Annotated in this window: 20 protein-coding genes; 7 read left to right on the forward strand and 13 right to left on the reverse strand. The window is 69.5% G+C overall.

Annotated features, from left to right (window positions below; translation table 11 throughout):
* Positions 1-4 precede the first annotated feature (4 nt).
* A complete protein-coding gene (locus YIM_RS19515) occupies positions 5-1,636 on the forward strand; it encodes an extracellular solute-binding protein (RefSeq protein ID WP_153031723.1) in 1,632 nt (543 codons plus the stop codon).
* A gap of 4 nt (positions 1,637-1,640) precedes the next feature.
* On the opposite strand, the gene YIM_RS19520 is transcribed toward YIM_RS19515, so the two are convergent.
* The 3 genes from YIM_RS19520 to YIM_RS19530 form a co-directional block, all read right to left on the reverse strand.
* Positions 1,641-2,507, reverse strand: a complete 867-nt coding sequence (locus YIM_RS19520) for a PmoA family protein (protein ID WP_153031724.1) — start codon at positions 2,505-2,507, stop codon at positions 1,641-1,643.
* A complete protein-coding gene (locus YIM_RS19525; protein WP_153031725.1) occupies positions 2,504-3,586 on the reverse strand; it encodes a Gfo/Idh/MocA family protein in 1,083 nt (360 codons plus the stop codon). Before YIM_RS19525 ends, YIM_RS19520 begins: the two co-directional genes overlap by 4 nt.
* A 70-nt stretch (positions 3,587-3,656) precedes the next feature.
* The gene (locus tag YIM_RS19530) at positions 3,657-4,406 is read right to left on the reverse strand and encodes a helix-turn-helix transcriptional regulator (protein WP_153031726.1); all 750 of its coding nucleotides are present in this window, start codon (positions 4,404-4,406) and stop codon (positions 3,657-3,659) included.
* A 65-nt stretch (positions 4,407-4,471) separates the two neighbouring features.
* On the opposite strand from YIM_RS19530, the gene YIM_RS19535 reads away from it, so the two are divergent.
* Positions 4,472-5,770 carry an MFS transporter gene (locus tag YIM_RS19535; protein ID WP_153031727.1) on the forward strand — a complete coding sequence of 433 codons (1,299 nt, stop codon included), beginning with the start codon at positions 4,472-4,474 and terminating at the stop codon, positions 5,768-5,770.
* Here the strand turns inward: YIM_RS19535 and YIM_RS19540 are convergent.
* The gene (locus YIM_RS19540) at positions 5,767-6,813 is read right to left on the reverse strand and encodes a LacI family DNA-binding transcriptional regulator (protein WP_153031728.1); all 1,047 of its coding nucleotides are present in this window, start codon (positions 6,811-6,813) and stop codon (positions 5,767-5,769) included. The genes YIM_RS19535 and YIM_RS19540 overlap by 4 nt on opposite strands.
* 135 nt (positions 6,814-6,948) lie before the next feature.
* Between YIM_RS19540 and YIM_RS19545 the strand changes: the two genes are divergently transcribed.
* Complete coding sequence (locus YIM_RS19545; protein ID WP_153031729.1) at positions 6,949-7,977, forward strand: endo-1,4-beta-xylanase; 1,029 nt, start codon at positions 6,949-6,951, stop codon at positions 7,975-7,977.
* 63 nt (positions 7,978-8,040) lie between these two features.
* Here the strand turns inward: YIM_RS19545 and YIM_RS19550 are convergent, their stop codons facing one another.
* Both YIM_RS19550 and YIM_RS19555 read right to left on the reverse strand, forming a co-directional pair.
* Positions 8,041-10,266 (reverse strand): beta-glucosidase, encoded by a 2,226-nt coding sequence (locus YIM_RS19550; protein ID WP_153037091.1) that lies wholly within the window; start codon positions 10,264-10,266, stop codon positions 8,041-8,043.
* Between the two features lie 71 nt (positions 10,267-10,337).
* Entirely contained in the window at positions 10,338-11,336 is a 999-nt protein-coding gene (locus tag YIM_RS19555; protein ID WP_153031730.1) for a LacI family DNA-binding transcriptional regulator, read from the reverse strand.
* A gap of 158 nt (positions 11,337-11,494) precedes the next feature.
* On the opposite strand from YIM_RS19555, the gene YIM_RS19560 reads away from it, so the two are divergent.
* From YIM_RS19560 to YIM_RS19570, 3 genes are read left to right on the forward strand one after another with little or no spacing between them, the layout of a single operon-like run.
* A complete protein-coding gene (locus tag YIM_RS19560) occupies positions 11,495-12,784 on the forward strand; it encodes an ABC transporter substrate-binding protein (RefSeq protein ID WP_153031731.1) in 1,290 nt (429 codons plus the stop codon).
* 46 nt (positions 12,785-12,830) lie between these two features.
* Positions 12,831-13,724 carry a carbohydrate ABC transporter permease gene (locus YIM_RS19565; RefSeq protein WP_228004831.1) on the forward strand — a complete coding sequence of 298 codons (894 nt, stop codon included), beginning with the start codon at positions 12,831-12,833 and terminating at the stop codon, positions 13,722-13,724.
* Complete coding sequence (locus YIM_RS19570) at positions 13,721-14,533, forward strand: carbohydrate ABC transporter permease (protein WP_153031733.1); 813 nt, start codon at positions 13,721-13,723, stop codon at positions 14,531-14,533. The genes YIM_RS19565 and YIM_RS19570 overlap by 4 nt, the downstream gene beginning before the upstream one ends.
* Before the next feature lie 71 nt (positions 14,534-14,604).
* Here the strand turns inward: YIM_RS19570 and YIM_RS19575 are convergent, their stop codons facing one another.
* The 7 genes from YIM_RS19575 to YIM_RS19605 form a co-directional block, all read right to left on the reverse strand.
* Positions 14,605-15,165: an RICIN domain-containing protein gene (locus YIM_RS19575; RefSeq protein ID WP_194240217.1), complete on the reverse strand. Its 561-nt coding sequence runs from the start codon at positions 15,163-15,165 to the stop codon at positions 14,605-14,607.
* A 231-nt stretch (positions 15,166-15,396) separates the two neighbouring features.
* Positions 15,397-15,825, reverse strand: coding sequence for a DUF5959 family protein (locus YIM_RS19580; protein ID WP_153031735.1), 429 nt, complete (start codon positions 15,823-15,825; stop codon positions 15,397-15,399).
* A 56-nt stretch (positions 15,826-15,881) separates the two neighbouring features.
* A complete protein-coding gene (locus tag YIM_RS19585) occupies positions 15,882-17,336 on the reverse strand; it encodes a glycoside hydrolase (RefSeq protein ID WP_153031736.1) in 1,455 nt (484 codons plus the stop codon).
* Positions 17,337-17,348: 12 nt separating this feature from the next.
* On the reverse strand, positions 17,349-18,782 hold the full coding sequence (locus tag YIM_RS19590; protein ID WP_153031737.1) for a family 43 glycosylhydrolase: 1,434 nt from the start codon (positions 18,780-18,782) through the stop codon (positions 17,349-17,351).
* A gap of 22 nt (positions 18,783-18,804) precedes the next feature.
* Positions 18,805-20,127 (reverse strand): glycoside hydrolase family 43 protein, encoded by a 1,323-nt coding sequence (locus tag YIM_RS19595; RefSeq protein WP_153031738.1) that lies wholly within the window; start codon positions 20,125-20,127, stop codon positions 18,805-18,807.
* A gap of 123 nt (positions 20,128-20,250) precedes the next feature.
* Positions 20,251-21,144: an aminoglycoside phosphotransferase family protein gene (locus YIM_RS19600; RefSeq protein ID WP_153031739.1), complete on the reverse strand. Its 894-nt coding sequence runs from the start codon at positions 21,142-21,144 to the stop codon at positions 20,251-20,253.
* Positions 21,144-21,443 (reverse strand): helix-turn-helix transcriptional regulator, encoded by a 300-nt coding sequence (locus tag YIM_RS19605; RefSeq protein WP_153031740.1) that lies wholly within the window; start codon positions 21,441-21,443, stop codon positions 21,144-21,146. Before YIM_RS19605 ends, YIM_RS19600 begins: the two co-directional genes overlap by 1 nt.
* A gap of 56 nt (positions 21,444-21,499) precedes the next feature.
* On the opposite strand from YIM_RS19605, the gene YIM_RS19610 reads away from it, so the two are divergent.
* Positions 21,500-22,867, forward strand: a complete 1,368-nt coding sequence (locus tag YIM_RS19610; RefSeq protein WP_194240218.1) for an MFS transporter — start codon at positions 21,500-21,502, stop codon at positions 22,865-22,867.
* Positions 22,868-22,915: the final 48 nt, after the last annotated feature.

The following is a 22,915-nucleotide window of genomic DNA, read 5'->3' on the forward strand; positions in this document are numbered from 1 at the left end:
TCCGATGAACGCGATGAACCGCCGGTTGTTCCTCTCCGGCACCCTCGCCACCGTCGCCGCGCCCGCCTTGCTGGGCGCGTGCGGCAGCGGTGGCAACGGGGCCACCACGCAGCAGGCCGTGGCCGACACGAAGTTGCCCGCGTACCTGCCCTACACCGGCGTCAAGCCGGACCTGCCCGGCAACGAGCAGGGGCTGCTGAACGGTTTCCTCAACTATCCCGATCCGCCGGTGCGGGCGTTCGACACGCCGCCGGGGGACGGCTCGCCGGTCTCGGCGTTCGTGCTGACGAGTTCACCGGTGCCGCCGACGGTGGACCAGAACCCGTACTGGCAGGAGCTGAACAAGCGCCTCAACGCCGATCTGCGGCTGACCATCGTGCCGAACTCGGACATGCCGACGAAGTTCGCCACCCTGGTCGCCGGGGACGACCTGCCCGACTTCATCGTGCCCGCGCTGTACACGCCGAACGGGCTGCCCGCCGGGGTGGCGAACCTGCCGGCGTGGCTGGCGGGCAAGTGCCAGGACCTCACCCCGTTCCTCGGCGGGGACGCGGTCAAGGAGTACCCGTTCCTGGCGAACCTGCCGACCGCGGCGTGGAAGGACTGCCGGTACAACGGCGGGATCTACGGCCTGCCGGTGGCGCGGGGTGTCGCGGGCAGCCTGATGTTCCGCCGCGACGACCTGTTCGCGCAGCTGGGTGCGAACGCGAACCCGGCGAACTTCGCGGAGTTCCGTTCGGTGTGCCAGCAGGTGACCGACGCGAAGGCCGGGCGGTGGGCGCTGGCGGGCGGGCCGCTGGACTTCGTCTCGCAGATGCTCGGGCTGCCGTTCCGGTGGAAGGACGAGGGCGGGAAGCTGAAGAGCAAGTTCGAGTACGAGGAGTTCAAGCAGGCGCTCGCGGATTCGGCGCAGATGTTCGCCGACGGGGTGGTGCACCCGGACAGCACCACGAACAACGCGCCGGTGAAGAAGTGGTTCAACGCGGGCAGTGCGGTGATGCACACCGACCGGTACACCGCCTGGCCGCAGTACTACGCGGAGAACGTGGCGGGGCCGGGGTTCAAGATCTCCGGTATGCGGCCGCCGCTGTACAACGGGGGCGGGTTCGCCGGAACCTGGCAGGCGCAGGCGACGAACAACTTCACCGTGCTGAAGAAGGCGGACGAAGGCCGGATCCGGCAGCTGCTGAAGCTGGCCAACTGGCTGGCCGCGCCGTTCGGCACCGAGGAGTACCTGTTCCGCAAGTACGGCACCGCGGGCACGCACTACACCATGCAGGACGGCGGGCCACGGCAGAATCAGGCCGGCGTCTCGCAGACCGTGCTCGGTATCCGGTACATCGTGGACTCACCGGACGTGCTTTTTGTGCCGGGCAATCCCGAAGCGACGAAGGCCTGTTACGACTACCAGGCCTCGGTGATCCCGACTTCGGTCGCGGACCCGACGCTGAGCCTGTTCTCCGACACGTGGTCGCGCAAGCAGGGGCAGCTCGGCACCATGATCAACGACGCGCAGAACGACATCATGTCCGGCCGGAAGCCGGTGTCCTACTGGGACGAAGTGCTCACCCAGTGGCGCTCCACCGGCGGGGACAAGGTCCGCACCGAGTTCGAGGAGGCGTTGGCGGCGCAGTGAGGGGCTACCAGGTGTAGGAAGCGGCTCGTGCGTCCAGCTGGTCCCGTGACCACGAGCCGTTGCCCACCAGCAGGCGGTACCGCAGGCGCAGCGTCTCCCCGGCGGGCAGGGGCAGCGGATCGAAGAAGGCCACCGACGGGTTCACCACGGCAAAGGGCGAGTTCCGCACGAACCAGCGCCATTCCGGGTTGCCCGGATCCGGGGTGAACAGCAGCGTCGACGTGTGGTCGACCTCGTCGTGCGTGCCGATGTAAGCGAGCCACGAAGCCACGCGCCCCATCATTTCCGGGCCCGACTGGCCATCCGAGGCGAGCACCTCGCCGTGTTCGAAGGAACGCGGGCCCCGCCAGAAGAAACCGCAGTACCCGGCCAGTTCCCGTCCGTGCACCGTCGGACTGGCGAACTCCAGCGCGGTGTCACGCGTGTTCCGCAGTTCCGAGGTGAAGTCCAGGGTCCACGCCCCGGCTTCGGCGGTGAACGACATGGTGCGCCGCTCGGTGATCCACTTCTGCCCGGCCGCGGTGAGCCAGTCGATCTCCTCGACCACCCGATCCGGGGTCAGCGCGAGGAAATCCCGGTGCACCAGCGAGCCCACGTTCGGCAGCACCTGGTACCCCTGGCCGCGCACCCAGCTCACCCCGCCCCAGAAGTTCTGGTCGTCCAGGTGGGAGGCCGTCATCGCCAGCCCCTTGTGCCAGCGGTGGTCGTGCGGCCGGTTGCCGGTGACCACGTCGCCGTCGAGGGTGCGCAGCGGGTGGAAGCTCGGGCTGGGGCACTCGAACTCGGCGATGTCCGGCCGGTAGGTGTAGCGCAGCAGTTCCACCTCGCCTTCGGTCACGGTGAACACGCCGTCGCCATCGGCCAGCTTCACAGTTTCACGTCCCCGTTCATCCGGTGGTAGAACACGTCGCCGGGCCGCAGTTGCTCCCGGGTGACCGGCGCTCCGGTGAACGCCGACCGGTACAGCGCGGTGATCAGTTCGAGTGCTTCCCGCCCCTGCGGCCCGGAAAGCGGCGGCCGCTGCCCGCGGTCCATCGCGTCGAGCAGGTACGGCAGCTGCGCCGAATGCGAACTGCCGACGTCCTCCGGTATTTCGGACCACGACGAGATCAGCCGCTCGTCGGTGACGTGCGGGGCGGGGGTGTAGCGCCAGTCGGCGTTGCGGTAGCCGTACAGGTGGGTCACTTCGACTGTCGCCTCGGTCAGGTCGAGCCGGATGTAGCTCTCCTCGCGCGGGGAAAGCACACTGTTCACAATGGATGCCATCGCGCCGCTGGCGAACCGCACGATCGCCATCGAGACGTCCTCGGTCTCCATCTCGCGGTCCAGCCTGCCCGCCATCGCGCGCACCTCGGTCCACTCGCCGAGCAGCGCCAGCAGCAGGTCGATCTGGTGGATGCCGTGGCCCATCGTCGGCCCGCCGCCCTCGGTGGCCCACTTCCCGCGCCACGGAACGTCGAAATAGGACTGATCGCGGAACCAGGTGGTGTTACACAGCGCGACCAGCGGCCGCCCGAGCGCACCGCGCTCGATCAGCTCGCGCGCGTGCCGGGCCCCGGAACCGAAGCGGTGCTGGAAAACCACGCTCGCGTACGGGCCGCCGTCGCGTTCGGCGGCGGTGATCCGGTCGTACTCGGCCAATGAAAGCGCGGGCGGTTTCTCCAGCAGCACCCACGAACCCGCTTCCAGGCAGGCGATCGCGATGTCCGCGTGCGTGGACGGCGGCGTGCACACCTGCACCAGATCCGGTTTTTCGGTGCGCAGCATGGACTTCAGTGACTGGTAGGCGACCGGGACGCCGGTCTTCTGCTGGAACACCGCCAGCCGCGCGGGATCGGTGTCCACCGCGGTGACCAGTTTCGCGCGCTCGCCCGCGGCCCGGATGGCGGGTACGTGCGCTGCTTCGGCGATGCCGCCGGTGCCGACCACGGCCACCCGGTAGGTCCGCATCGAGTCCTCATTTCGATAGTTTCGAAGCGGTGCCCTGTCAATTCGACCCTAGAAGGGGGCAGAACCCCCGTCAAGACTGGTGAATAGCGGGAATACGGCGTCGAAACAGTTTCGAAAACCGATCGTCGTCGATCACCACACTGCGGGGCACGGTGCCGCGCGAGATGGCTCCGAGGTCGAACAGCCGGTCCGTGATCGCGCGGCCGAGCGGGCCCGCCAGGTGGTGTGCCTGCTCGGTCCAGTCGACGCAGTACCGCACCGGCCGGGTGGTGGAGAGCAGGCGTTCGGCGATGCCGTGCGCGGCGAGCGCGCCGGCGCCCGCGGTGGTGAGCCGGTACTGATTTCCCCGGCCGGGGGCCGAAAGCCGGTCCAGTGCCGGGTCGTGTTCGCCGTCGCCGCCTTCGATCCACCCGCTCGCCAGCAGGTCCGCGAACAACCGGACCCCGGCTTGACCGGCCAGGTGGTGGTGACAAGTGCGACCGGATCGGACCGCGCGGGCGCGGGTGTGTTCGCGCAGCGAGGTGATCGGTTTGCGTGGCGCCAGCCCGGCGAGCGCTTCCAGCACCTTCTCGACCTGGGGCGTGGCGAGCCGGTAGTAGCGGTGACGTCCCTGCTTGAGCACCGTGACGAGGCCGTGGTCGAGCAGGATGCCCAGGTGGTTGCTCGCGGTCGAGGCGGCGACGCCGGCTTCCTGGGCCAGGCGGCCGGCGGGCAGCGCGCGCCCGTCGGCGAGTGCGAGCAGCACGCGGGCGCGCCGCGCGTCGGCGAACAGGGCGGCCACCGCCGCGATGTCGGGCTCGCCCCGGATCGGTTCGGCCATACCGCCACTGTACGAAGCGAACACTTCGACGCGAGCTGAACTGTCGCGGCACCACCATCGAGGGCATGACCGACCGACGAACCCCGTTCGCGTTGTGCGCCGGCTACTTCCTGGTCCTGCTCGATGTCACCGTGGTCAACGTGGCCCTGCCGTCGCTGGGCACTTCGCTGCACACCGGCGCTTCCGGCCTGGCCTGGATCGTGGACGCCTACACGACCCCGCTCGCCGCACTGCTGCCCGCTTCCGGGGCGATCGGGGAGCGGCTGGGACATCGTCGCGCGGTGGTCGCGGGTTTCGCCGCGTTCGGCATGGCTTCGGTGCTCTGCGCGGTGGCGCCGTCGATCCTCGTGCTCATCGTGGGGCGCGGTGTCCAGGGAGTCGCGGCGGCCCTGATGCTGCCCGGCACGCTGGCGCTGCTCACCGAATCCGCCGTGGACGAGCGGGCCAGGACGAAGATCGTGGCGCGATGGGCCGCGGTCGGCGGGGCGGCCCTGCCCGCCGGGCCGCTGCTCGGCGGGCTGCTGGTCCAGCAACTCGGGTGGTGTTCGGTGTTCTGGGTCAACGTGCCGGTGATCGCGGCCGCGCTGATCCCGGTCGCCGCGGCGCGTTTCCTGCCCCGGCCGCCGACGTCACGCCGGGTGGACTGGCTCGGGGCCGGTTTGCTCGCGCTGCTGATCGGTTCGGTGGTGACCGTCATCAGCGCCCCCTCCGCCGTGGTGGCGTTGCTCGCGGTCGCCGCCGCGGTCGGTCTCGTCCACGCCGAGCGACGCTCACCCGATCCGCTGGTCCGCGTCGAACCGTCGGCGCGGCGCCCGCTGCTTCGCGCGTGCGTGGTGGCCGGGCTGATGAACCTGTGCACGCTCGGGGTGCTTTTTGTGCTGACCCAGCTGTTCCAGGACGTCCGGGGCTTGTCGCCGCGGGCGGCGGGATTGTCGCTGCTGCCCGCCATGCTGCCGCTGCCGTTGCTGGGACCGGTCGCCGGGCGGATCGTCACCGTGATCGGGGTGTGGCGGACCGCTTCGGCGGCACTGGCCGTCGGCGCAACCGGGTTCGCACTTCTCGCCTGCTCGGTCACCGGCGACGACAGCGCTGTCCTGTTCGCCGGACTCGTCCTGTGGGGAAGCGGACTGGGCGTTCTCACCCCGGCGGTGGTCACCGCGGCGTTGCGGAGCGCGCCCCGATCGGCCGGGACGGCTTCGGGAGCCAGCAACGCTTCCCGTCAGCTGGGCGGGACGATCGGCGTGGCCGTCGCCGGTGCGATCGCCGGAGCCCCCGACAGCGCCCGATTCGTGTCGCACGCGACGTTCGTGCTGATCGGCGCGGCGGTGTGCTTCGCCGTCACCGCCGCACTGGTGTACCGCTAACCGGCCGGTGGCGCGGTGGATTGCCGTACCACCAGGCTGGTCGCCAGCTCCACGCGCCGGTGCTCGGCTTCCTCACCCCGCGCCAGTGCCAGCAGCAGGCGAGTGCCCGCCGCGGCCATCTCCTGCAGCGGCTGCCGGATGGTGGTCAGCGGCGGCCCGACCCAGCCCGCCACCGGCAGGTCGTCGAAGCCGATCACGCTGAGGTCCTCCGGGATGCGCAGCCCGGCCGCGCGGGCGGCCTCGTACACGCCGAACGCCTGCAGGTCGCTGCCGGCGAACACGGCGGTCGGCCGGTCGGCCAGCTTGAGCAGTTCGGTCAGCTGCGCCCGCCCGGCTTCGACGTGGAAGTCGCCGTACCGCACCAGGGCCGGGTCCACCGGCACCCCGGCGGTCTCCAGCGCGGCGCGGTAACCGTCGACGCGGGCGCGGCTGCACAGCACGCGTTCCGGCCCGCCGATCACCGCGATCCGGCGGTGGCCCAGTTCGAGCAGGTGCCGGGTGGCGATGAGCCCGCCGTTCCAGTTGGTGGCGCCGATCGAGTAGGTGCGCTCGCCCGGCTCGCCGACCGGGTCGACCACCACCACCGGGATGTTGCGCGACTCCAGTTTCGCCAGCTGGTCGGCGCTGAGGTCGGAGAACACCGACACCACACCGATCGGCCGCCGCGCCAGCACCTTCTCCAGCCAGCCGCGGCCGGGGGTGAGCCTGCCCTGCGACTCCGAGAGCACCACGGCCAGGTCGTGCTCGCTGGCCACCTGCTCCACCCCGCGCATGATCTCCAGCGCCCAGATGCTCTCCAGCTCGTGGAACATCAGCTCGAGCAGGTTGGACCGGCGGGCCCGCTCGTCGCTGCGCCGCTGGTAGCCGTAGCGGCGGATGATCTCCTCCACCCGTTCCCTGGTCGCCGCGGCCACGTCCGTGCGCCCGTTGACCACCTTCGAAACTGTCGGGATGGAAACCCCGGCCTCCACCGCGATCTGGGCGATGGTGACCTTGCCCTGGGCGGGTTCGCTGGCCGGCTTCCGCTCGGATTCCACTGGCATGGCGGGCAGTCTACGCGCATTTCCCGATTCCGATACTTTCGACGGGCGACTCGAAAGTTCTTGACCAATGGTGGGTTACCTGCCAACATCGAACTCGCCGCCACCGTTTTGCCCCCACAACAAGGAGCAACGACGATGTTGCGTGCGAAACGAGCCACCGGCGCACTCCGCCGGTTCGGCACGGTACTGGCGCTCAGCGCCGGACTGGTGGCGTGGCAGGCGGCCCCGGCTTCGGCGGCGCCACCGCTGAAGGACATCACCAACCGTTACGTCGGCAGTGCGGTGCCCGCCGGGGCACTGGCGAACGAAGCCGACTTCCGCACCACGCTGACCCGCGAGTTCGACAGCGTGACGCCGGAGAACGAGATGAAGTGGGCCAGCCTCGAGCCCAACCGCGGCCAGTACAACTGGTCCGGTGCGGACTCGATCGTGAACTACGCGCAGCAGAACGGGAAATCCGTGCGCGGGCACACGCTGGTCTGGCACAACCAGTACCCCGGCTGGCTGAACAGCCTGTCCGCCAACGATCTGCGCGCCGCCGTGCAGAAGCACATCACCACGGTGATGACCAGGTACAAGGGCAAGATCCGGGCCTGGGACGTGGTGAACGAGGTGTTCAACGAGGACGGCAGCCGCCGTGATTCGATCTTCCAGCAGAAGCTCGGCTCGAACTACATCGCCGACGCGTTCCGCTGGGCCAAGCAGGCCGACCCCGGCGCCAAGCTCTACATCAACGACTACAACGTCGAATGGCAGGGCCCGAAGAGCAACGCGATGTACGAGCTGGTGAAATCCCTGCGTCAGCAAGGGGTTCCGGTGGAGGGCGCGGGCTTCCAGACGCACCTGTCCACCCAGTACGGCTTCCCCGGCGGGTTCCAGGCGAACCTGCAGCGCTTCGCCGACCTCGGGGTGGACGTGGCGATCACCGAGGCCGACGTGCGCGTCCAGCTGCCCGCGGACACGGCGAAGCTGAACAAGCAGGCGGACTACTTCGACCAGGCCTGGGACGGTTGCCAGGCGGTGAGCCGCTGCGTGGAGTTCACCACCTGGGGCTTCACCGACCGGCATTCGTGGGTGCCGGGCACGTTCCCCGGTGAAGGCGCCGCGTGCCTGTTCGACTCCTCCCTGAAGCCGAAACCCGCCTACACCCGGATCAATCCCTGACGACTGAGACGAATGTGGCTGGGCCCGCGAACCCGCGGGCCCAGCCACATTCATGAAACGGGGCTAGTCGATTTCGGGGGAGAGGACGCGGTCGAAGCCGACCTCGCGGCGCGGTCCGGTCAGGACGCGGGCCAGTGTCGCCCGGATGTCGGTGCTGGACGCCCCGATGCGCAGTTCCACCTCGCCGGGGTCGACCTGCCGCTGCCCGGCGCGGCCGGTGTAGCAGGTCAGGTCCGCGTGCAGGCCGAACCGCACGGTCCGCGCCTCACCCGGCGCCAGGTCCACCCTGGCCGCGGCGATCATCCGCTGCACCGGCTGCACGCATTCGGCGACCGGGTCGTGCAGGTAGACCTGGACCACCTCGGTGCTGTCGCGGTCGGAGTCGTTGCGCAGCGGGACCGACAGCCGGAGCACCCCGTCGGTGGTCCACTCCTCGTCCCCGGTGATCTCGCCCCAGCTCAGCGGCGCGTAGGAAAGCCCGTGCCCGAACGGGAACAACGCGGTCGGATCGACCGTGCTGACCTCGCTGCGGGTGGCCAGCGGCGCGGCGAGATAGGTGGCGGGCTGGCTCACCCCGGCCGCGGGGAAGCTGACCGGCAGCCGTCCCGACGGGTTCACCCGACCGCTGAGCACGTCCGCCAGCGCCACCCCGCCCTCCTCGCCGGGGAAGAAGCCGCAGACGATGGCCGCGAGCCGGTCGGCCTGCCGCGAAAGTTCGTACGGGCGACCGCTCAGCAGCACCAGCACCACCGGCGTTCCGGTGGCCAGCACGGCTTCCAGTAGTTCCTCCTGACGACCGGGCAGGCGCAGATCGGCTACGTCGCAGCCTTCACCGGAGGTACCGCCGCCGAACAGTCCGGCGCGATCTCCCAGCACCACCACGCAGATCTCGGCGTCGGCGGCCACCTTGGCGGCTTCGGCGATCGCGGCGTCCTCACCGCCTTCCACCGGGCAGCCCAGTGCGTAGGTCACCTCGTGGTCGGCGCCGAGCGCCTCCAGCACGGTGCTCACCTCGATGCCCAGCGGCACGTCCGGGTGGTGCACCCCGACGTGCATCGGGAACGAGTAGCAGCCGAACATGGCACCGGGGTCGTCGGCGCGGGGGCCGACCACGGCCAGCCGCCTGCCGGGCGTCAGCGGCAGCACGTCTTCGTTGCGCAGCAACACGATCGACCGCCGCGCCAGGTCGCGCGCGAGCGCCCGCGACTCGTCGTCGTCGAGGTCGGCGCGGCCGTCGGCGAGCACCTCGGGATCGGGCGACCAGCCGGGGTCGAGCAGCCCGAGTTCGCACTTCTGCCGCAGCACCCGTTCCAGTGCGCGGTCCACCAGCGCGACGTCGGCCTCACCGGATTCCAGCGCCAGCAGCAACGGTGCGCCGAAGCAGTCGACGGTCGGCAGCTCGACGTCGATCCCGGCGGCCAGCGCCTGCGCGGCGGCCTCGGCGCGGGTGCCGGCCACCCCGTGCAGCGTGCGCAGGAACGAAACGGAGAAGTAGTCGGCCACCACGGTGCCGGTGAAGCCGTAGACCTCACGCAGCCGTTCGGTCAGCAGTGCGGGGTCGGCCGCGGCGGGCAGTCCGTCGTTGTCGGTGTAGGCGTTCATCACCGACCGTGCGCCCGCGCGCAGCGCCATTTCGAACGGCGGCAGCAGCACGTCGGCCAGCTCCCGCGCACCGATCGACACCGGCGCCAGATTGCGACCCGCCTTCGACGACGAGTACCCGGCGAAGTGCTTCAGCGTGGCGACCACGTCCGCCGACTCCAGCCCGCGCACGTAGGCCGAGCCGATCGTGCCGACCAGGTACGGGTCCTCGGCGATGGTCTCCTCGACCCGGCCCCACCGCAGATCGCGGGCCACGTCGAGAACCGGAGCCATGCCCTGGTGCACGCCGAGCCGCCGCATCGACCGTCCGATGTGGACGCCCATGCGCTCGACCAGGTCCGGGTCGAAGGAGGCGCCCCAGCACAGCGGCGACGGGTACACCGTGGCCCGCCAGGCGGCCAGCCCGGTCAGGCACTCCTCGTGCACCTGCGCCGGGATGCCGAACCGGCTGGCGGCCATCACCTCGCGCTGCGTGCGGGCCAGCCCGCGCGCGCCGATCAGCGGTTCCACCGGCCGGGTGCCGAACACCCTGGTCAGCTGGCCGATGCCGGAACCGACCAGGCGGTCCCAGTCACCCGGCTCGATGGCGAAGTCGTGCTGGTGCGGGGCCATCTCACCGGCGGCGTCGATGCCGACCCAGACGCCGAACAGCTGCGCCAGCTTCTCGCGCGTGTTCATCCTGGACATCAGGTCGGCCACCCGGTCGGCGGTGGCGGCGGCGGGGTCGCGCCAGAGTTCGGTGTGCGCGGGGTCGAGGGTCACGGCTGCTCCACCTGTCGGGTCGACTGGCGCACGACAAGCCGGGTGTCCAGCGTGACGTGCGTGGTTTCGGGTTGCTGCCCGTTGATCAGCGGGATGAGGAGTTCGATCGCGCGGCGGCCCATCTCGCGGATGGGCTGCTCGACCGTGGTCAGCGGCGGCACGCACAGCACCGACTCCGGGATGTTGTCGAAGCCGACCACCGACAGGTCCTCCGGCACACGAAGGCCGAGAGCCCGCGCCGCCTCGACGGTGGCGATGGCCGACAGGTCGTTCGCCGCGAAGATCGCGGTGGGGCGGGTTTCCGAGTCCAGCAGGCGCCGCGCGGAGGCCGCCGAGATCTCCGGGTCGTAGGCGCCGACCTGAACCAGTTCCTCGTCCACCGGCACCCCGGCAGCGGCCAGCGCGCGCCGGTAGCCGGTTTCGCGCAGCTGCGCGGACTGCAGGTCCGGACGACCGGTGAGCAGGGCGATCCGCCGGTGGCCCAGCGCCAGCAGGTGCTCCACCGCCAGCTGCGCGCCACGCAGGTTGTCCGAGTCGATGGTGGGCAGTTCGGCGGAACCGGTGTGCGGATCGACCGCGACCACCGGCGTGCCCTCGCGTGCCTCGGGGGAGGCGGCCGGGGTGACCAGCAGCGCGCCGTCGACCAGGGTGCCGCTCAACCGCGACAGGTATCGCCGTTCCCAGCCCGCCTTGTCGTCGGTGCGCCCGCCCGCCGAGTAGACGACCAGCTCGAAGCCCGAGCCCCGGATCGCGTCGGCCGCGCCCTTGAGCAGCTCGGTGCTGAACGGTTCGAGATCGGCCACCAGGATGCCGATCACGTTGGTCCGGTGGTTGCGCAGGCTCTGGGCGACCAGGCTGGCCTCGTACCCCAGTTCCTCGATCACCGAACGCACGCGCGCGGAAGTGGCGGCGGCGACGCCGTACCGCTGATTGAGCACTTTGGACACGGTCGCCACCGAGACGCCGGCGCGCTCGGCGACGTCCCTGATGGTCACACGGGAGCTTGGCTGCACCGGCTCAGCCTAGCTCTGTAAAACGTTATCGACAACGATTGACACGGCCTTGACCTCGGGCCACACTCTTGAGCCAACCTGGGCTGCGCAAGCGCGTCAGCCCGGTCCAGCTCGGCCGAAGTCGTCAGGAGTGGACCACCATGCGCCGAATCCGGAACGTTTGCGCCTTCCTCCTCACCGCGGTCACCGCCGTCGCCCTCACCGCCTGCAGCGGTGGGGGCGACACGGCGGAGAACGCGGACGGACCCGTCACCTTCACCTGGTGGCACAACGGCACCACCGACACGCGGAAAGCGGTGTGGGAGCAGGTCGCCGCCGACTACCAGGCCGCGAACCCTGGGGTGAGTTTCAAGATCGAGCCGGTGCAGAACGAGCAGTTCCAGACCAAGATCCCGCTGGCACTGCAGTCGGACAGCCCGCCGGACATCTACCAGCAGTGGGGTGGCGGCCAGGGCGAGGGCCAGCTGCCGTCGGGCAAGGTCGCCGACATCACCGAGCAGACCTCGCCGTGGATCGGTTCGCTCGGCCCGATCGCCAAGGACTGGGCGGCCGACGGCAAGCAGTTCGGCGTGCCCTACGTCGGGCACACGGTGGGTTTCTGGTACCGCAAGGACATTTTCGCCAACGCCGGCATCACCACGCCCCCGGCCACGATGGAACAGCTGAACGAAGCGGTGTCCAAGCTCAAGGCCGCCGGGGTGGCGCCGATCGCGGTCGGCGGCAAGGACCGCTGGCCGGACGCGTTCTACTGGGGTTATCTCGCCACCCGGCACTGCTCGCCGGAAGAGCTGAAGAAGGCCGTCGAGACCGTGCGCATGGAGCACCCGTGCTGGCTGCGCGCCGGCCAGGACCTCAAGGCTTTCCTCGACACCCAGCCGTTCCAGCCCGGTTTTGTCGGCACCCCGGCACAGCAGGGGGCGGGCAGTTCGGCCGGTCTGGTGGCGAACGGCCAGGCCGCGATGGAACTGCAGGGCGACTGGGACCCGGACACGATGGCCGCGCTCACCCCGGACAAGGACCTGAACTCGAAGCTCGGCTGGTTCCCGTTCCCGACCGTCGCCGGTGGCGAGGGCGCGCCGGGCGCGGTGCTCGCCGGTGGTGACGGCTTCTCGTGCACCAAGCGCACCGGGGCGGCCTGCGCGAAGTTCCTCCAGTACCTGACCAGCACCCCGGTGCAGGAAAAGCTCGCCGCCGTCGGAGCCGGCCTGCCGGTGAACCCGGCCGCCGCGCAGGCGCTGACCACCGACTCGCTCAAGTCGGTGTTCGAGTACACGCAGCAGGCGTCGCACCGGCAGACCTACTTCGACATCGCGCTGCCGACCAGCGTGGGCCAGGCACTCAACGACGCCATCGCGAACTTCTTCGCCGGGCAGGGCACCCCGGAGACGATCGTGCAGGCCGTGAACTCGGCGGCCGCGGGGAACAAGTGACATGCTCCGTTCGCGAAAGCGCGGCGCCCGTCCCCCAGGGAGCGCGGTGTCCTCGGACCTGCGCCGGAAGCTCGAACTGACCCTGTTCCTCGGCCCGGCTCTGCTGCTGTTCGTCGGGTTCGTGCTGGTGCCGATGGTGCTGGCGGTGTACTACAGCCTCTACAACTGGACCGGGTTCACCTCGCTCGACGACTTCGCCGGGTTCAAGAACTACCTGGACGCGCTGACCGGTTCGGTGTTCCAGAACGCGGTGTGGCACAACGTGGTCATCGCCGTGCTGTCGCTGGTCGTGCAGCTGCCGCTGAGCATCGCGCTGGCGCTGCTGCTCAACCGGCGGCTGCGCGGGCGGGCCTTCCTGCGGGTGATCGTCTTCGCGCCGTACGTGCTCTCGGAGGCGATCACCGCGGTGATCTGGCTGCTCATCCTGCAGCCGGGCGGGTTCGCCGACCAGGTGCTGCGCGCGGCCGGGCTCGGCGGGCTGGTGCGGCAGTGGCTGGCCGACCCGGACCTGGTGCTGTTCACCCTTTTTGTGGTGATCACCTGGAAGTACATCGGGTTCGGCATCATCCTGCTGCTGGCCGGGCTCCAGGGCATTCCCGCGGAGCTGAAGGAGGCGGCCGCGCTGGACGGCGCGACTTCGTGGCAGACCACCCGGCACGTGATCCTGCCGCTGCTCGGCCCGACCGTGCGGATCTGGATCTTCCTGTCGGTGATCGGCTCGCTGCAGTTGTTCGACCTGGTGTGGATCATGACGCTGGGCGGGCCCGCCAATGCCTCGACCACGATGGCGACCTACCTGATCGACCACGGGTTCAAGCGCTACGAGTTCGGTTTCGGCAGCGCGGTGGCGGTGCTGTTGTTCATCATCTGCTTCACCTTCGCCCTGCTGTACCAGCGATTCGCGCTGCGGCGCGACACCGAAGGGGCGGTGAGCCGATGAAACGGCAGTCGGTGGCGTACCTGGTGGCGATCCTGATCGTCGGGATCACCGTGGTGCCCCTGATCTTCGTCATCCTGGGCGGGTTCCGCACCACCGGCCAGATCAACGCCGATCCGGCGGGCCTGCCCGGGCCGTGGGTGTGGGACAACTACCGGGACATCCTGACCTCACCGGAGTTCTGGACCTTTCTCGGCAACAGCCTGCTGATCGCGGTGGTGGCCACCACGCTCGCGGTGGCGCTTGGCTCGATGGCGGCGTTCGCGTTGTCGCGGTACACCTTCCGGGGGCGGGAGGGGTGGTACACGCTGTTCACCCTCGGGTTGCTGTTCCCGCTCGGCGTGGCCACCCTGCCGCTGTACCTGTTGTTGCGGCAGCTGGGCATGCTGGAGAACCCGATGGGCGTGGCCCTGCCGGAGGCGGCTTTCTCGCTGCCGGTGACCATCGTGATCCTGCGGCCGTTCATGCGCGCGATCCCGGCGGAGATCGAGGACGCCGCGGTACTCGACGGCGCCACCCGGATCGGCTTCTTCTGGCGGATCATGCTGCCGCTGTCGATGCCCGCGCTGACCACGGTGGCGGTACTGGCTTTTGTCACCAGCTGGAACGCGTACCTGTTGCCGTTGCTGGTGTTCAACGACTCGGGCAACTTCACGCTGCCGTTGGGGGTGGCCACTTTCCAGTCGCAGTACTCACAGGACACGGCGCGGGTACTGGCTTTCACCGCGTTGTCGATGATCCCGGCGCTGGGCTTCTTCATGCTGGCGGAGCGGCGGATCGTGGGTGGCCTGACGGGATCGGTGAAGGGCTAGCCGATGTCGCTGTGGCTTTCACGGCACATTTTGCCGTGAAAGCCACACTCGCGGCACGATGCGCCGAGTTCTCAGGCCGCCGCCATCAAGACCCACACCTGGTCGTCGCCCTCGTGACACCAATACTGGAATGCGGGGGCGTCGGGAACATTGTTCGCGCCCTGCACGGACAGGCAATTCCCGGTTTGCCAATTCCGGTACGTGTACCCGCCGCGGATGTTGAGTTTTCGAATCCATCGCTGATCGGCGCCACCGTGACAGTGATACTGGAAAGCGGGGGCGCCGTAGTGGGTGTCCGTGCCCTTGAAGGACAAGCAAAGCCCGCTGTTCAAGTTGCGCAAGACGCTGTAGGAGTATGCCCCGGATGGGTTGGTGTAGTCGCTGATCACCCATTTTTGATCTCGATACCCAAGGCAGTCGTACTGGACAGCCGGTGCGCCGTCAGCGGAACCGCGTACGGTCAGGCATCTGGTGGTGGCGTAGTTCCGCAGATAGAAGACTCCGGCCGCGGCCTGTGGTGGGTCCGCCCGGACGTGGGTCGCTGACCGTATGTCCGCAGCTGCCGCGCTTACGGGTACCAGGCTGACCAGAACGGCCAGAGCCACGGCTGCGCGCTTGACGGTAGAGATCATCGATCCTCGATTCCGAAACAGCACACCCGGCACACCGGTCGGCGCTAGCAGGACCGCACGGCACCTTCCGCACGGCACCATGCTGTCCCAGCAGTCCTAGTGGCTCGAATCGCCTGATGTCGCTGTTGTGATTCCTTCGTTACGCGATTCGTCTCGAAACCTGTACCGGGGTACAGTCCTCGCACCGAAGACCGATGTCTCGACCGAAACGGCCCGATGTGGCGCCGCGGGCTACTGCTCTTCGGTGAGGGACCAGGTCTTCAGGATCAGGTCGAGGCGTTCGTAGGCGTCGTCGAACCAGGAGTCGGTCATGGGGACGGTGATCGACACCGTGGTATCGCCGACCACGCCGCCCAATGAGTTGTCGCCGACGGTGACGTGTGCCAGTTCCTGGTCGGCTTCCCGTTCGATGTGCAGCCTGGGGCCGGGGGAGCCATCCCGCCAGACGACCTCGTGATCGGCGTCCAGTGCGTCCAGGGCATCCCGCCAGCGCCAGAGGTCGTCGGGCTGGATCGAGGTACGCAGGCTGCCGCGGACGAAGGGGGTATCGACGACAAACTCGCCGATCAGCGCATCGGCCCCCTGGCCCCCGGTGATCCGGACGAGCATGCTGTTGCTGTCGTACCCCAGCCGGACCAGGTCGATCGGTTCCTCGGCCACCCCGTGCTCCTCCCGGTTCGCGTGTGCCGACGAACGATATCCACCCGTCCCCGCGGTCAGCTCACCACACCGTCGATCTGCAGCGTCTGCACCGAGCCCGCCGGGAAAGCCAGGCGCACCAGCCTGCCATCCGGCACCACGTCGGTCCGCCGTACGTAGCGGTCACCACCGGACGACGTCACGGTCGTCCACCGCGTGCCGGCGCCGCCCGGCACGACCGCGAACCGGGACAGGTCGAACGTGATCGTCTGCGCGGAACCGGTGTTCACCGCCGCGAGCACCAGGCGGCGTGCGGTGGCGTCGTAGGCGGCCACCGCGTTGTCCGTGCTCGCGCCGACGATCCGCATGCCGGGCCGGATGTGCCGGGTGAACTGGGCCAGGACGTACAGCTTCGTCTCCACCGCGCCCGCCTGCGCGCTGTTCCCGTCGTACCGGATCAGGCCCCAGCCCGCGGTCGGGTCCATCACCTGCCAGTACGCCCACGCGGTCGGGTGCAGCCAGCGGAAGTCCAGGCACAGGTTGGTCGCCATGCGCAGGCCCGTGCCGTCACCGTCGCCGTATTCGGAGTTCCACAAGGTCTTCCCGGCCGTCCGCGCGTCGTTGTACACGAGATCGCGACGGCCGCCCTCGTACTGGTAGCCGTGCACGTTCAGCTGGCTCACCACCGACTTCGTGGCCGCGTCGAACGAGGTCCACGTGCTGTGCGCCTGGTCGAACAGCGACTCGTCGGAGGCGGAGACACGCACGCCGCTCAGCCCGCGCGCGTCCAGTTCCTCCCGCTGGTACCGCAGGATCGTCCGCTGGATGGCCGGGTCGACGTGGCAACCCTCCTGCGTCCCGGTGGCCGTCCACCAGGTCGCGGCCGGTTCGTTGAACGGGTCGACGGTACGGAAATCGACGCCCCAGCTGTCCCTGGCCCGCCGGGCGGTCTCCGCCAGATGCACCGCGTGCTGGCGGTAGTTCCACGACTGGAGGTTGTTCCCGCCGTTCGCCGCGCCGGACGGGTTGTGGTTGACACACATCCACCACATCGGCGAGTTCGCGAACAACTCCGTCATCGCGCCGCGCGCGACGGCTTTTGCCAGCGCCGCCCGCTGCTTGGCGTCCGCCGTCCATTTCCACTGGTTCGGGTCGGTGACGTTCCAGTCCTGCCAGAACCCCTCGATCTGCTTGAACCGCGGAATGTTCGGCGACGCCACCATCGTCTCGCCGTTCACACTGTTCCAACTGGACGCTCCGAGGTTGTAGCGGGCGATGTTCAACCCGAGTCCCGGCAGCGACGCGCCCCCGTACGACACGGAACCGGTGGTGAAGAACAGGTCGGCGAAGTCGTCGCGGTCGCCGAAGACGTTGGCCCACCAGGCGAGTGAGGTGCCCCAGCCTTCCCAGATCCCGTAGTCCGCGGCCGGGTCGACGGCGATGGTGGTGTCGGCATCGGCGACGTGTGCGCCCACCGCGCTCGCCGCCACCGCGGCGCCCGTGGCGGACAGCACCGTCCGTCGGGTGATCATGAGAACCTCCGGTTACTCCAGGACGAACGTGGCCGCCGAACGGCCCGCCGTGTCGCTGACGGTCTGCAGGGACAGCGAGCCGCCGACATGCCGGACGTACCGGCCGGGCACGTTCTGCGATTCGAACGACACACCCGAGCCGCTCGCCAGTCCGGGCCGCTGGGTGAAGCTCGCGTCACCGCGGAACACCGCACTGCCGTCGTTCTGCTCGACCCACAGCTCGTAGTCGCGGTGCCGGAGGTAGTAGCCGGGGAAGTTGGTCGACTCCAGCGACACCGTGCCCGAACCCGCCAGCCCGGTCACGACCTTGAACTGCGAATCGGCCAAGGGAGTCACGTTCGCGTCCACACGGGCACGGAAGTCGTAGTGCCGCACGAAACGGTCGGCGAGACCGTAGGACCTCAGCCGCACGGGCGTCGCGCCGTCCGGGACGGGGATGCCGAAGTCCGGTGTGCCGTCGGCTTTCCAGTACACCTTCTGCACCCTGGTGCGGCGGTTCGGATCGTTCAGCGGATCGCCGCTGATGTCACGGTAATCGCGGTCGTGGTAAACGAGAACGTCGCTCTGGCCGTCCTCGGACACGGTGAACGAGTTGTGGCCGGGCCCGTACTGGCCGGTGGCGTCGTTCGAGGCGAACACCGGGTTCTGTGCCTTCGTCCACGACGACGCGTTCAGCAGGTCCGCCGTCGCGGAGGCGGTGAGCATGCCGAGGCAGTAGTTCGCGTCGGTCGCGCTCGCCGAGTACGTCAGGAAAAGCTTGCCGCCCCGCTGGATCACGCTCGGTCCTTCGTTCACCTTGTACCCGCGTGTCTCCCAGGCCAGCGTCGGCACCGTCAGGCGGGTCACCGTCCCGGTGATGGTCCACGGCGAGGAGCCCATGCGGGCGAGGTAGACGTTGGAGTTCGTGGAGATCCCCGGTTCCTGCTGCGCCCAGGTCAGGTAGCGCACGCCGTTCACGGTGAACGTGGACGCGTCGAGGGAGAACGTGTCCCACGGGGTGGTGATCTTCCCGCGTTCGGTCCAGGATCCGGTGAGCGGGTTGGCACTGGAGTTCTCCAGCACGTACATGCGGATCTTCCAGATGTCGTCGGCCCGGCCGGCCGCGAAGTACACGTACCACTTGCCGTTGACGAAGTGGATTTCCGGCGCCCAGATGTGCGCGCCCATCTCGCCGGTGGTGTGCTTGCGCCAGATCACCGTCTCCGGAGCGGTCGCGAGGCCCTGGATGGTCGTCGCCCGGCGGAGCACGATCCGGTCGTATTCCGGTGCCGTCGCGGTGAAGTAGTAGTACCCGTCGGTGTGCTTGAAGATGTGCGGATCCGCCCGCTTCTCGGCGATCGGATTGGTGTACCGCGCCGCCGGTGCCGCGGTGGCCGCCGGCACCGGCAGCACGGTGACCAGTGCGACGACCACCACCGCCGCCACGCCGCGCAGGAACGTCCTCATCGACTGTCCTTTCCGGAATCGCTCAGGCCAGCGGTGCGGTGACCGTGAACGAGGCGTCACCCGCGAACGCGGACCCGGCTGTGTACAGGTCGACGCGGGCCTCGTAGTTGTAGTGACGCAGGTACCGGCCCGGGTGGCTGTAGGACTCGAACGACAGCCCGCCGGCGAAACCGGCGCGGCCGCAGAACGTCGCGTCCCTGGCGAAGGTCGCGTCGCCCGGGTTCGCGTCCAGCCGCACCCGGAAGTTGTAGTGGCGCAGGTAGCGGTCCGGGAAGTTCAGCGAACGGAACGACACGCAGGCCGAATTCGCGAGACCGGCGACGACGGTGAAGGTGGCGTCCTGCCTGCCGGTGGTCGTGCTGACCGGCTCCACGTACGCGAGGTTGTCGCGGTGCCGCAGGTAGCGGTCGGTGAAGTTGACCGATCGCAGCGAACGGTTCCCCGCGGGCACCGCCGTGCCGTCGCCCGAATCCTCCCGCAGCACGGTGAAATGCCGGGCTGTCCCGGACAAGCCGGGCAGTTCGACCTTCGCGCCGAACGAATTCAGGTCCGAGCTGTCGGCGTAGTAGTACCGTTGCTGGCCGTACTGGTCGAAGTAGAGGCGCCACCGGCCGTCCGGCAGCCGCACCAGTGCGGGACCTTCGAGCCCGGCGCCCCACCCGGCCCAGTTGCCGGTGCCCCGGAAGGTCCACGGGCCGTTCAGGGACGAAGCCGTGGCGTGCTCGATGTACTTGGTGGTCTCGTTCTTGAGGAAGTTGTGGTACGTACCGCCGACCTTGACCACGAAACTGTCGATGTAGTTCGCCGGGATGCCCAGTGCGACCGGGGAGGTCCACGCCGAGAGGTCGGCGTTCGCCGCGGTGATCCGGTACGGGCGGAACTGGCCACCGGTGCCCGCGGTGGAGGCCGAGAAGATGACGTGGACGCTGCCGTCGCTGTCGGTGAACCACTCCGGCGCCCACGTGCTGCCGGTCGAACCGTTGAGCCCGACCCTGACGTTGCGCAGGAATGTCCACGTGACGTAGTCGGCGCTGCGCGCGAAACCGATCGTGTCGCCGGTCCAGTTGGTGGTGTGGACGAGGTAGTAGTAACCGTCGGTGTGCCGGATTACGCTGGGGTCGCGGATCAGGCCGGACGGCGGGGTGTATGCGTTCGCCCTGACCAGGCTGAAGTTCGTGGCGTTCGCCGAGTCGTAGACGTACATGTTCGACTCGCTGCTGTTGGTGAACGCCGTCATCACGTAGTGGGGGACGGGGCCGGCGGCTTGGGCGGCCGGTGCGGCGGCGAGCGAAGCGGCGGCTGCGGCGAGCGCGGCGAGAACCGCTCGCCATCGGGGAACGCGCATGCTCCGGCTCCTTGCGTCGGCGGGGTGAAACCGGAAGTGAGCGCTAACACTATGGCCACCGCGGCACCGTGGTGACAAGCGGCCGAAGGCGGGACCCCGGCAGGCGAGCTGGTGTGCGGGCCCCTAGTGGGTGCCGGAAAACGTGTCGAGCAGCAGGCGGCAGCGGACCGGCTCCTCGGTGTAGCCCGCGGCCAGTCCGGTCAGCAGATGTTCGGCGGAGCGCACTACGGTCCACGAGCGCGCGAGGTCGCGGTCCAGGCCCGCCGCCACCGCCAGGCGGCGGAACTGCCGCAGCACCGCGGTGCGCCCGCCGATCTCGTCGAGCCGGGTCCACAGCAGGGGTGCCACCTGGTACTCCAGCTGCCCGGCGACCGCGCGCGGGCTGATCACCAGCCACGGTTCGCGGTCGGCGGCGAGCACCTTGCCGTAGGACAGTTCGCGGTTGACCAGGTACGGGTCGTCCAGGGTGCTCAGCTCGCCCGCCAGGTGCTCGACCCGTGCGGCCAGCGAGGGCGGGAACGGGCGTCCGGCGGCCTCCCACCGGGAAGTGAGCGTGTCCTGGATCTCCGCGGCCACGGCGGAAACCCGGCGCAGGCCGTCCGGGGCGGGGACGGCCATCCGGCGCAACAGCCCGCCCAGCAGGGGGAGCGCGTCCTCCACGCGGACCGACCGGATGGACCGAACGGCGTGCGCGCGTTCGAGCAGCAGCGCGTGGTCGCCGGGTTCGGCGTCCAGCAACCGGACCGCGTCGCGTCCGTCCCAGATGGACAGTGCGCGGGCTTCGCTGTCGATGTCCTCGTCCGGCCAGGAAGCCTTGAGCACCAGAGGTTCCCCGCCGCGGCGGACCGGCTGGACCATCGAGTGGAAACCGTGCAGTGCCGGGCCGTCGGGGGTGAGCGACCACCGCGCGCGCAACCGCTCGAAGGTTCCCGGCAATCCTTCCACCCAGTGGCGGCCCGCCGGGCCCGCGCGTTGCCAGGCTCCGGAAGCCAGCAATCCCGCGGGAACGGTGCTCATCAGGTCTCGGCGTTGAGCACTGCGTCGAGCAGACCGGGGAAGCGGGCGTCGAGGTCCTCGCGCCGCAGCGAGAGCAGGTTCTCCCGGCCGTAGGGCCGCTGCCAGATCACCCCGCTGTCACGCAGCACCCGCCAGTGCCGGGTCAGCGTGGACTTCGACAGGCCGTCGATGATCTTGCCGCAGCTGCGCTCCGAGCCGTCCGCGAGCACCCGCACGATCTGCAGCCGGATGGGATTGCCCAGGGTGGCCAGCACCTGGTCCAGCCGGATCTGCTCGCGCTCGGGATGCGGGGTGAACACACCACCATCCTACCCCTTGATACGACTGTTGACGTACAGACGTACAGTACGCGTTTATGCGTACTATTAGCGCTGGGGAGCGCACCGGCTGGAGCCTGGCACTGCTGGCACTGGCCCAACTGATCTTTTCCCTCGACCTGAACATCGTTTTCGTGGCGCTGCCGGAGATCGGCGCCGAACTGGGCTTCACCGGGCAGACGCAGCAGTGGGTGGTCAGCGCCTATGTGGTCTTCGCCGGAGGTTTCCTGCTGCTCGGCGGCCGCGCGGCGGACCTGCTGGGCCGCCGCCGGATCTTCGTCACCGCGCTCGCGCTGTACGCGGTGTCCTCGCTGGCCGGCGGGCTCGCCACCAGCCCGGCGCTGATCGTGGTGGCCAGGGCGGTGCAGGGGATCGGCGGCGCGCTGCTGCTGCCGTCCACGCTGTCGCTGATCAACACGCTGTTCGAGGAGGGGCCGCGGCGCAACCGCGCGCTCGCCGTCTGGGGCGGTGCGGGGGCGAGCGGGCTGACCGTCGGCGCGCTGCTCGGCGGTGTGCTCACCGAGGCGTTCGGCTGGCCCGCGGTGTTCCTGGTCAACGTGCCGCTGGCGGGCGCGGCGGCGGTCGCCGCGCTGCTGGTGATCCCGCGTGATGTCGCTTCGCGGGCCGGTCGGCGGTTCGACCTGCCGGGCGCGGTGTCGGTGACCGCGGGAGCCACGCTGCTGGTGTTCGCGCTCGTGCAGGGCCCGGAGATCGGCTGGGCGTCCCCGGTGATCGTGCTGGCCGCGGTCGCCGCGGTGGTGCTGCTGGCGTTGTTCCTCCGGCTGGAGGCACGCGGGCGCGACCCGCTGCTCCCGTTGCGGTTGCTGAAGAATCGCAGCCTGGTGGTGGCGGTCGCGGTGACCTTCCTGTTCATGGGCACCTTCGGCACGTTGCCGTACTTCCTGACCGTGCTGCTGCAGACCGTGCACGGGCTGAGCGCGCTGCAGACCGGGCTGCTGTTCCTGGTGCCGTCGATCGCGATCGCCACCGGCACGCAGCTCGGCGAGCGGATGACGAACCGGCTCGGGGTGCGGACCACGCTGCTGGCCGCGTTCGCCGTCGGCGTGGTGGGGACGGCCGTGCTGGCGTGGGGTGCCGACGAGGGCAGCTCGGTGCCCGCCGCGCTGCCCGGGCTGGTTGTTTCCGGGGTGGCGCAGGGCGTGGTCTGGACGGCGATGTGGATCGCCGCGGCCACCGGCGTTCCGGCGGGGGAGCAGGGCGTGGCCTCGGGGCTGGCGTCGACGACGCTCAACGTCGGCAACGCGGTGGGACTGGCGGTGCTGATCGCCGTCTCACACGCGGGCGCGGTTTCACTGGCCGACGGCGGCGCGCGGGCGATCCTGCTGGCCGCGGCGGGCATGTTGCTGGGCCTGCTGGTCACCGCCACCCTGCCGCGCCGCCGCTGAGCCACGTCCGAATGTGGCTTTCGAGACTTGTGGAGTCTCGAAAGCCAC

This window comes from Amycolatopsis sp. YIM 10 (assembly GCF_009429145.1).
Lineage (GTDB): Bacteria > Actinomycetota > Actinomycetes > Mycobacteriales > Pseudonocardiaceae > Amycolatopsis.

Bases quoted from the DNA above. Each gene is read 5' to 3' on its own strand.
- YIM_RS19515 (WP_153031723.1), top strand. From the start codon at position 5: ATGAACGCGATGAACCGCCGGTTGTTCCTCTCCGGCACCCTCGCCACC.
- YIM_RS19535 (WP_153031727.1), top strand. From the start codon at position 4,472: ATGACCGACCGACGAACCCCGTTCGCGTTGTGCGCCGGCTACTTCCTG.
- YIM_RS19610 (WP_194240218.1), top strand. From the start codon at position 21,500: ATGCGTACTATTAGCGCTGGGGAGCGCACCGGCTGGAGCCTGGCACTG.
- YIM_RS19570 (WP_153031733.1), top strand. From the start codon at position 13,721: ATGAAACGGCAGTCGGTGGCGTACCTGGTGGCGATCCTGATCGTCGGG.
- YIM_RS19530 (WP_153031726.1), bottom strand. From the start codon at position 4,406: ATGGCCGAACCGATCCGGGGCGAGCCCGACATCGCGGCGGTGGCCGCC.
- YIM_RS19575 (WP_194240217.1), bottom strand. From the start codon at position 15,165: ATGATCTCTACCGTCAAGCGCGCAGCCGTGGCTCTGGCCGTTCTGGTC.
- YIM_RS19550 (WP_153037091.1), bottom strand. From the start codon at position 10,266: ATGTCCAGGATGAACACGCGCGAGAAGCTGGCGCAGCTGTTCGGCGTC.
- YIM_RS19590 (WP_153031737.1), bottom strand. From the start codon at position 18,782: ATGAGGACGTTCCTGCGCGGCGTGGCGGCGGTGGTGGTCGTCGCACTG.
- YIM_RS19600 (WP_153031739.1), bottom strand. From the start codon at position 21,144: ATGAGCACCGTTCCCGCGGGATTGCTGGCTTCCGGAGCCTGGCAACGC.
- YIM_RS19560 (WP_153031731.1), top strand. From the start codon at position 11,495: ATGCGCCGAATCCGGAACGTTTGCGCCTTCCTCCTCACCGCGGTCACC.
- YIM_RS19595 (WP_153031738.1), bottom strand. From the start codon at position 20,127: ATGCGCGTTCCCCGATGGCGAGCGGTTCTCGCCGCGCTCGCCGCAGCC.
- YIM_RS19545 (WP_153031729.1), top strand. From the start codon at position 6,949: ATGTTGCGTGCGAAACGAGCCACCGGCGCACTCCGCCGGTTCGGCACG.
- YIM_RS19585 (WP_153031736.1), bottom strand. From the start codon at position 17,336: ATGATCACCCGACGGACGGTGCTGTCCGCCACGGGCGCCGCGGTGGCG.
- YIM_RS19540 (WP_153031728.1), bottom strand. From the start codon at position 6,813: ATGCCAGTGGAATCCGAGCGGAAGCCGGCCAGCGAACCCGCCCAGGGC.
- YIM_RS19525 (WP_153031725.1), bottom strand. From the start codon at position 3,586: ATGCGGACCTACCGGGTGGCCGTGGTCGGCACCGGCGGCATCGCCGAA.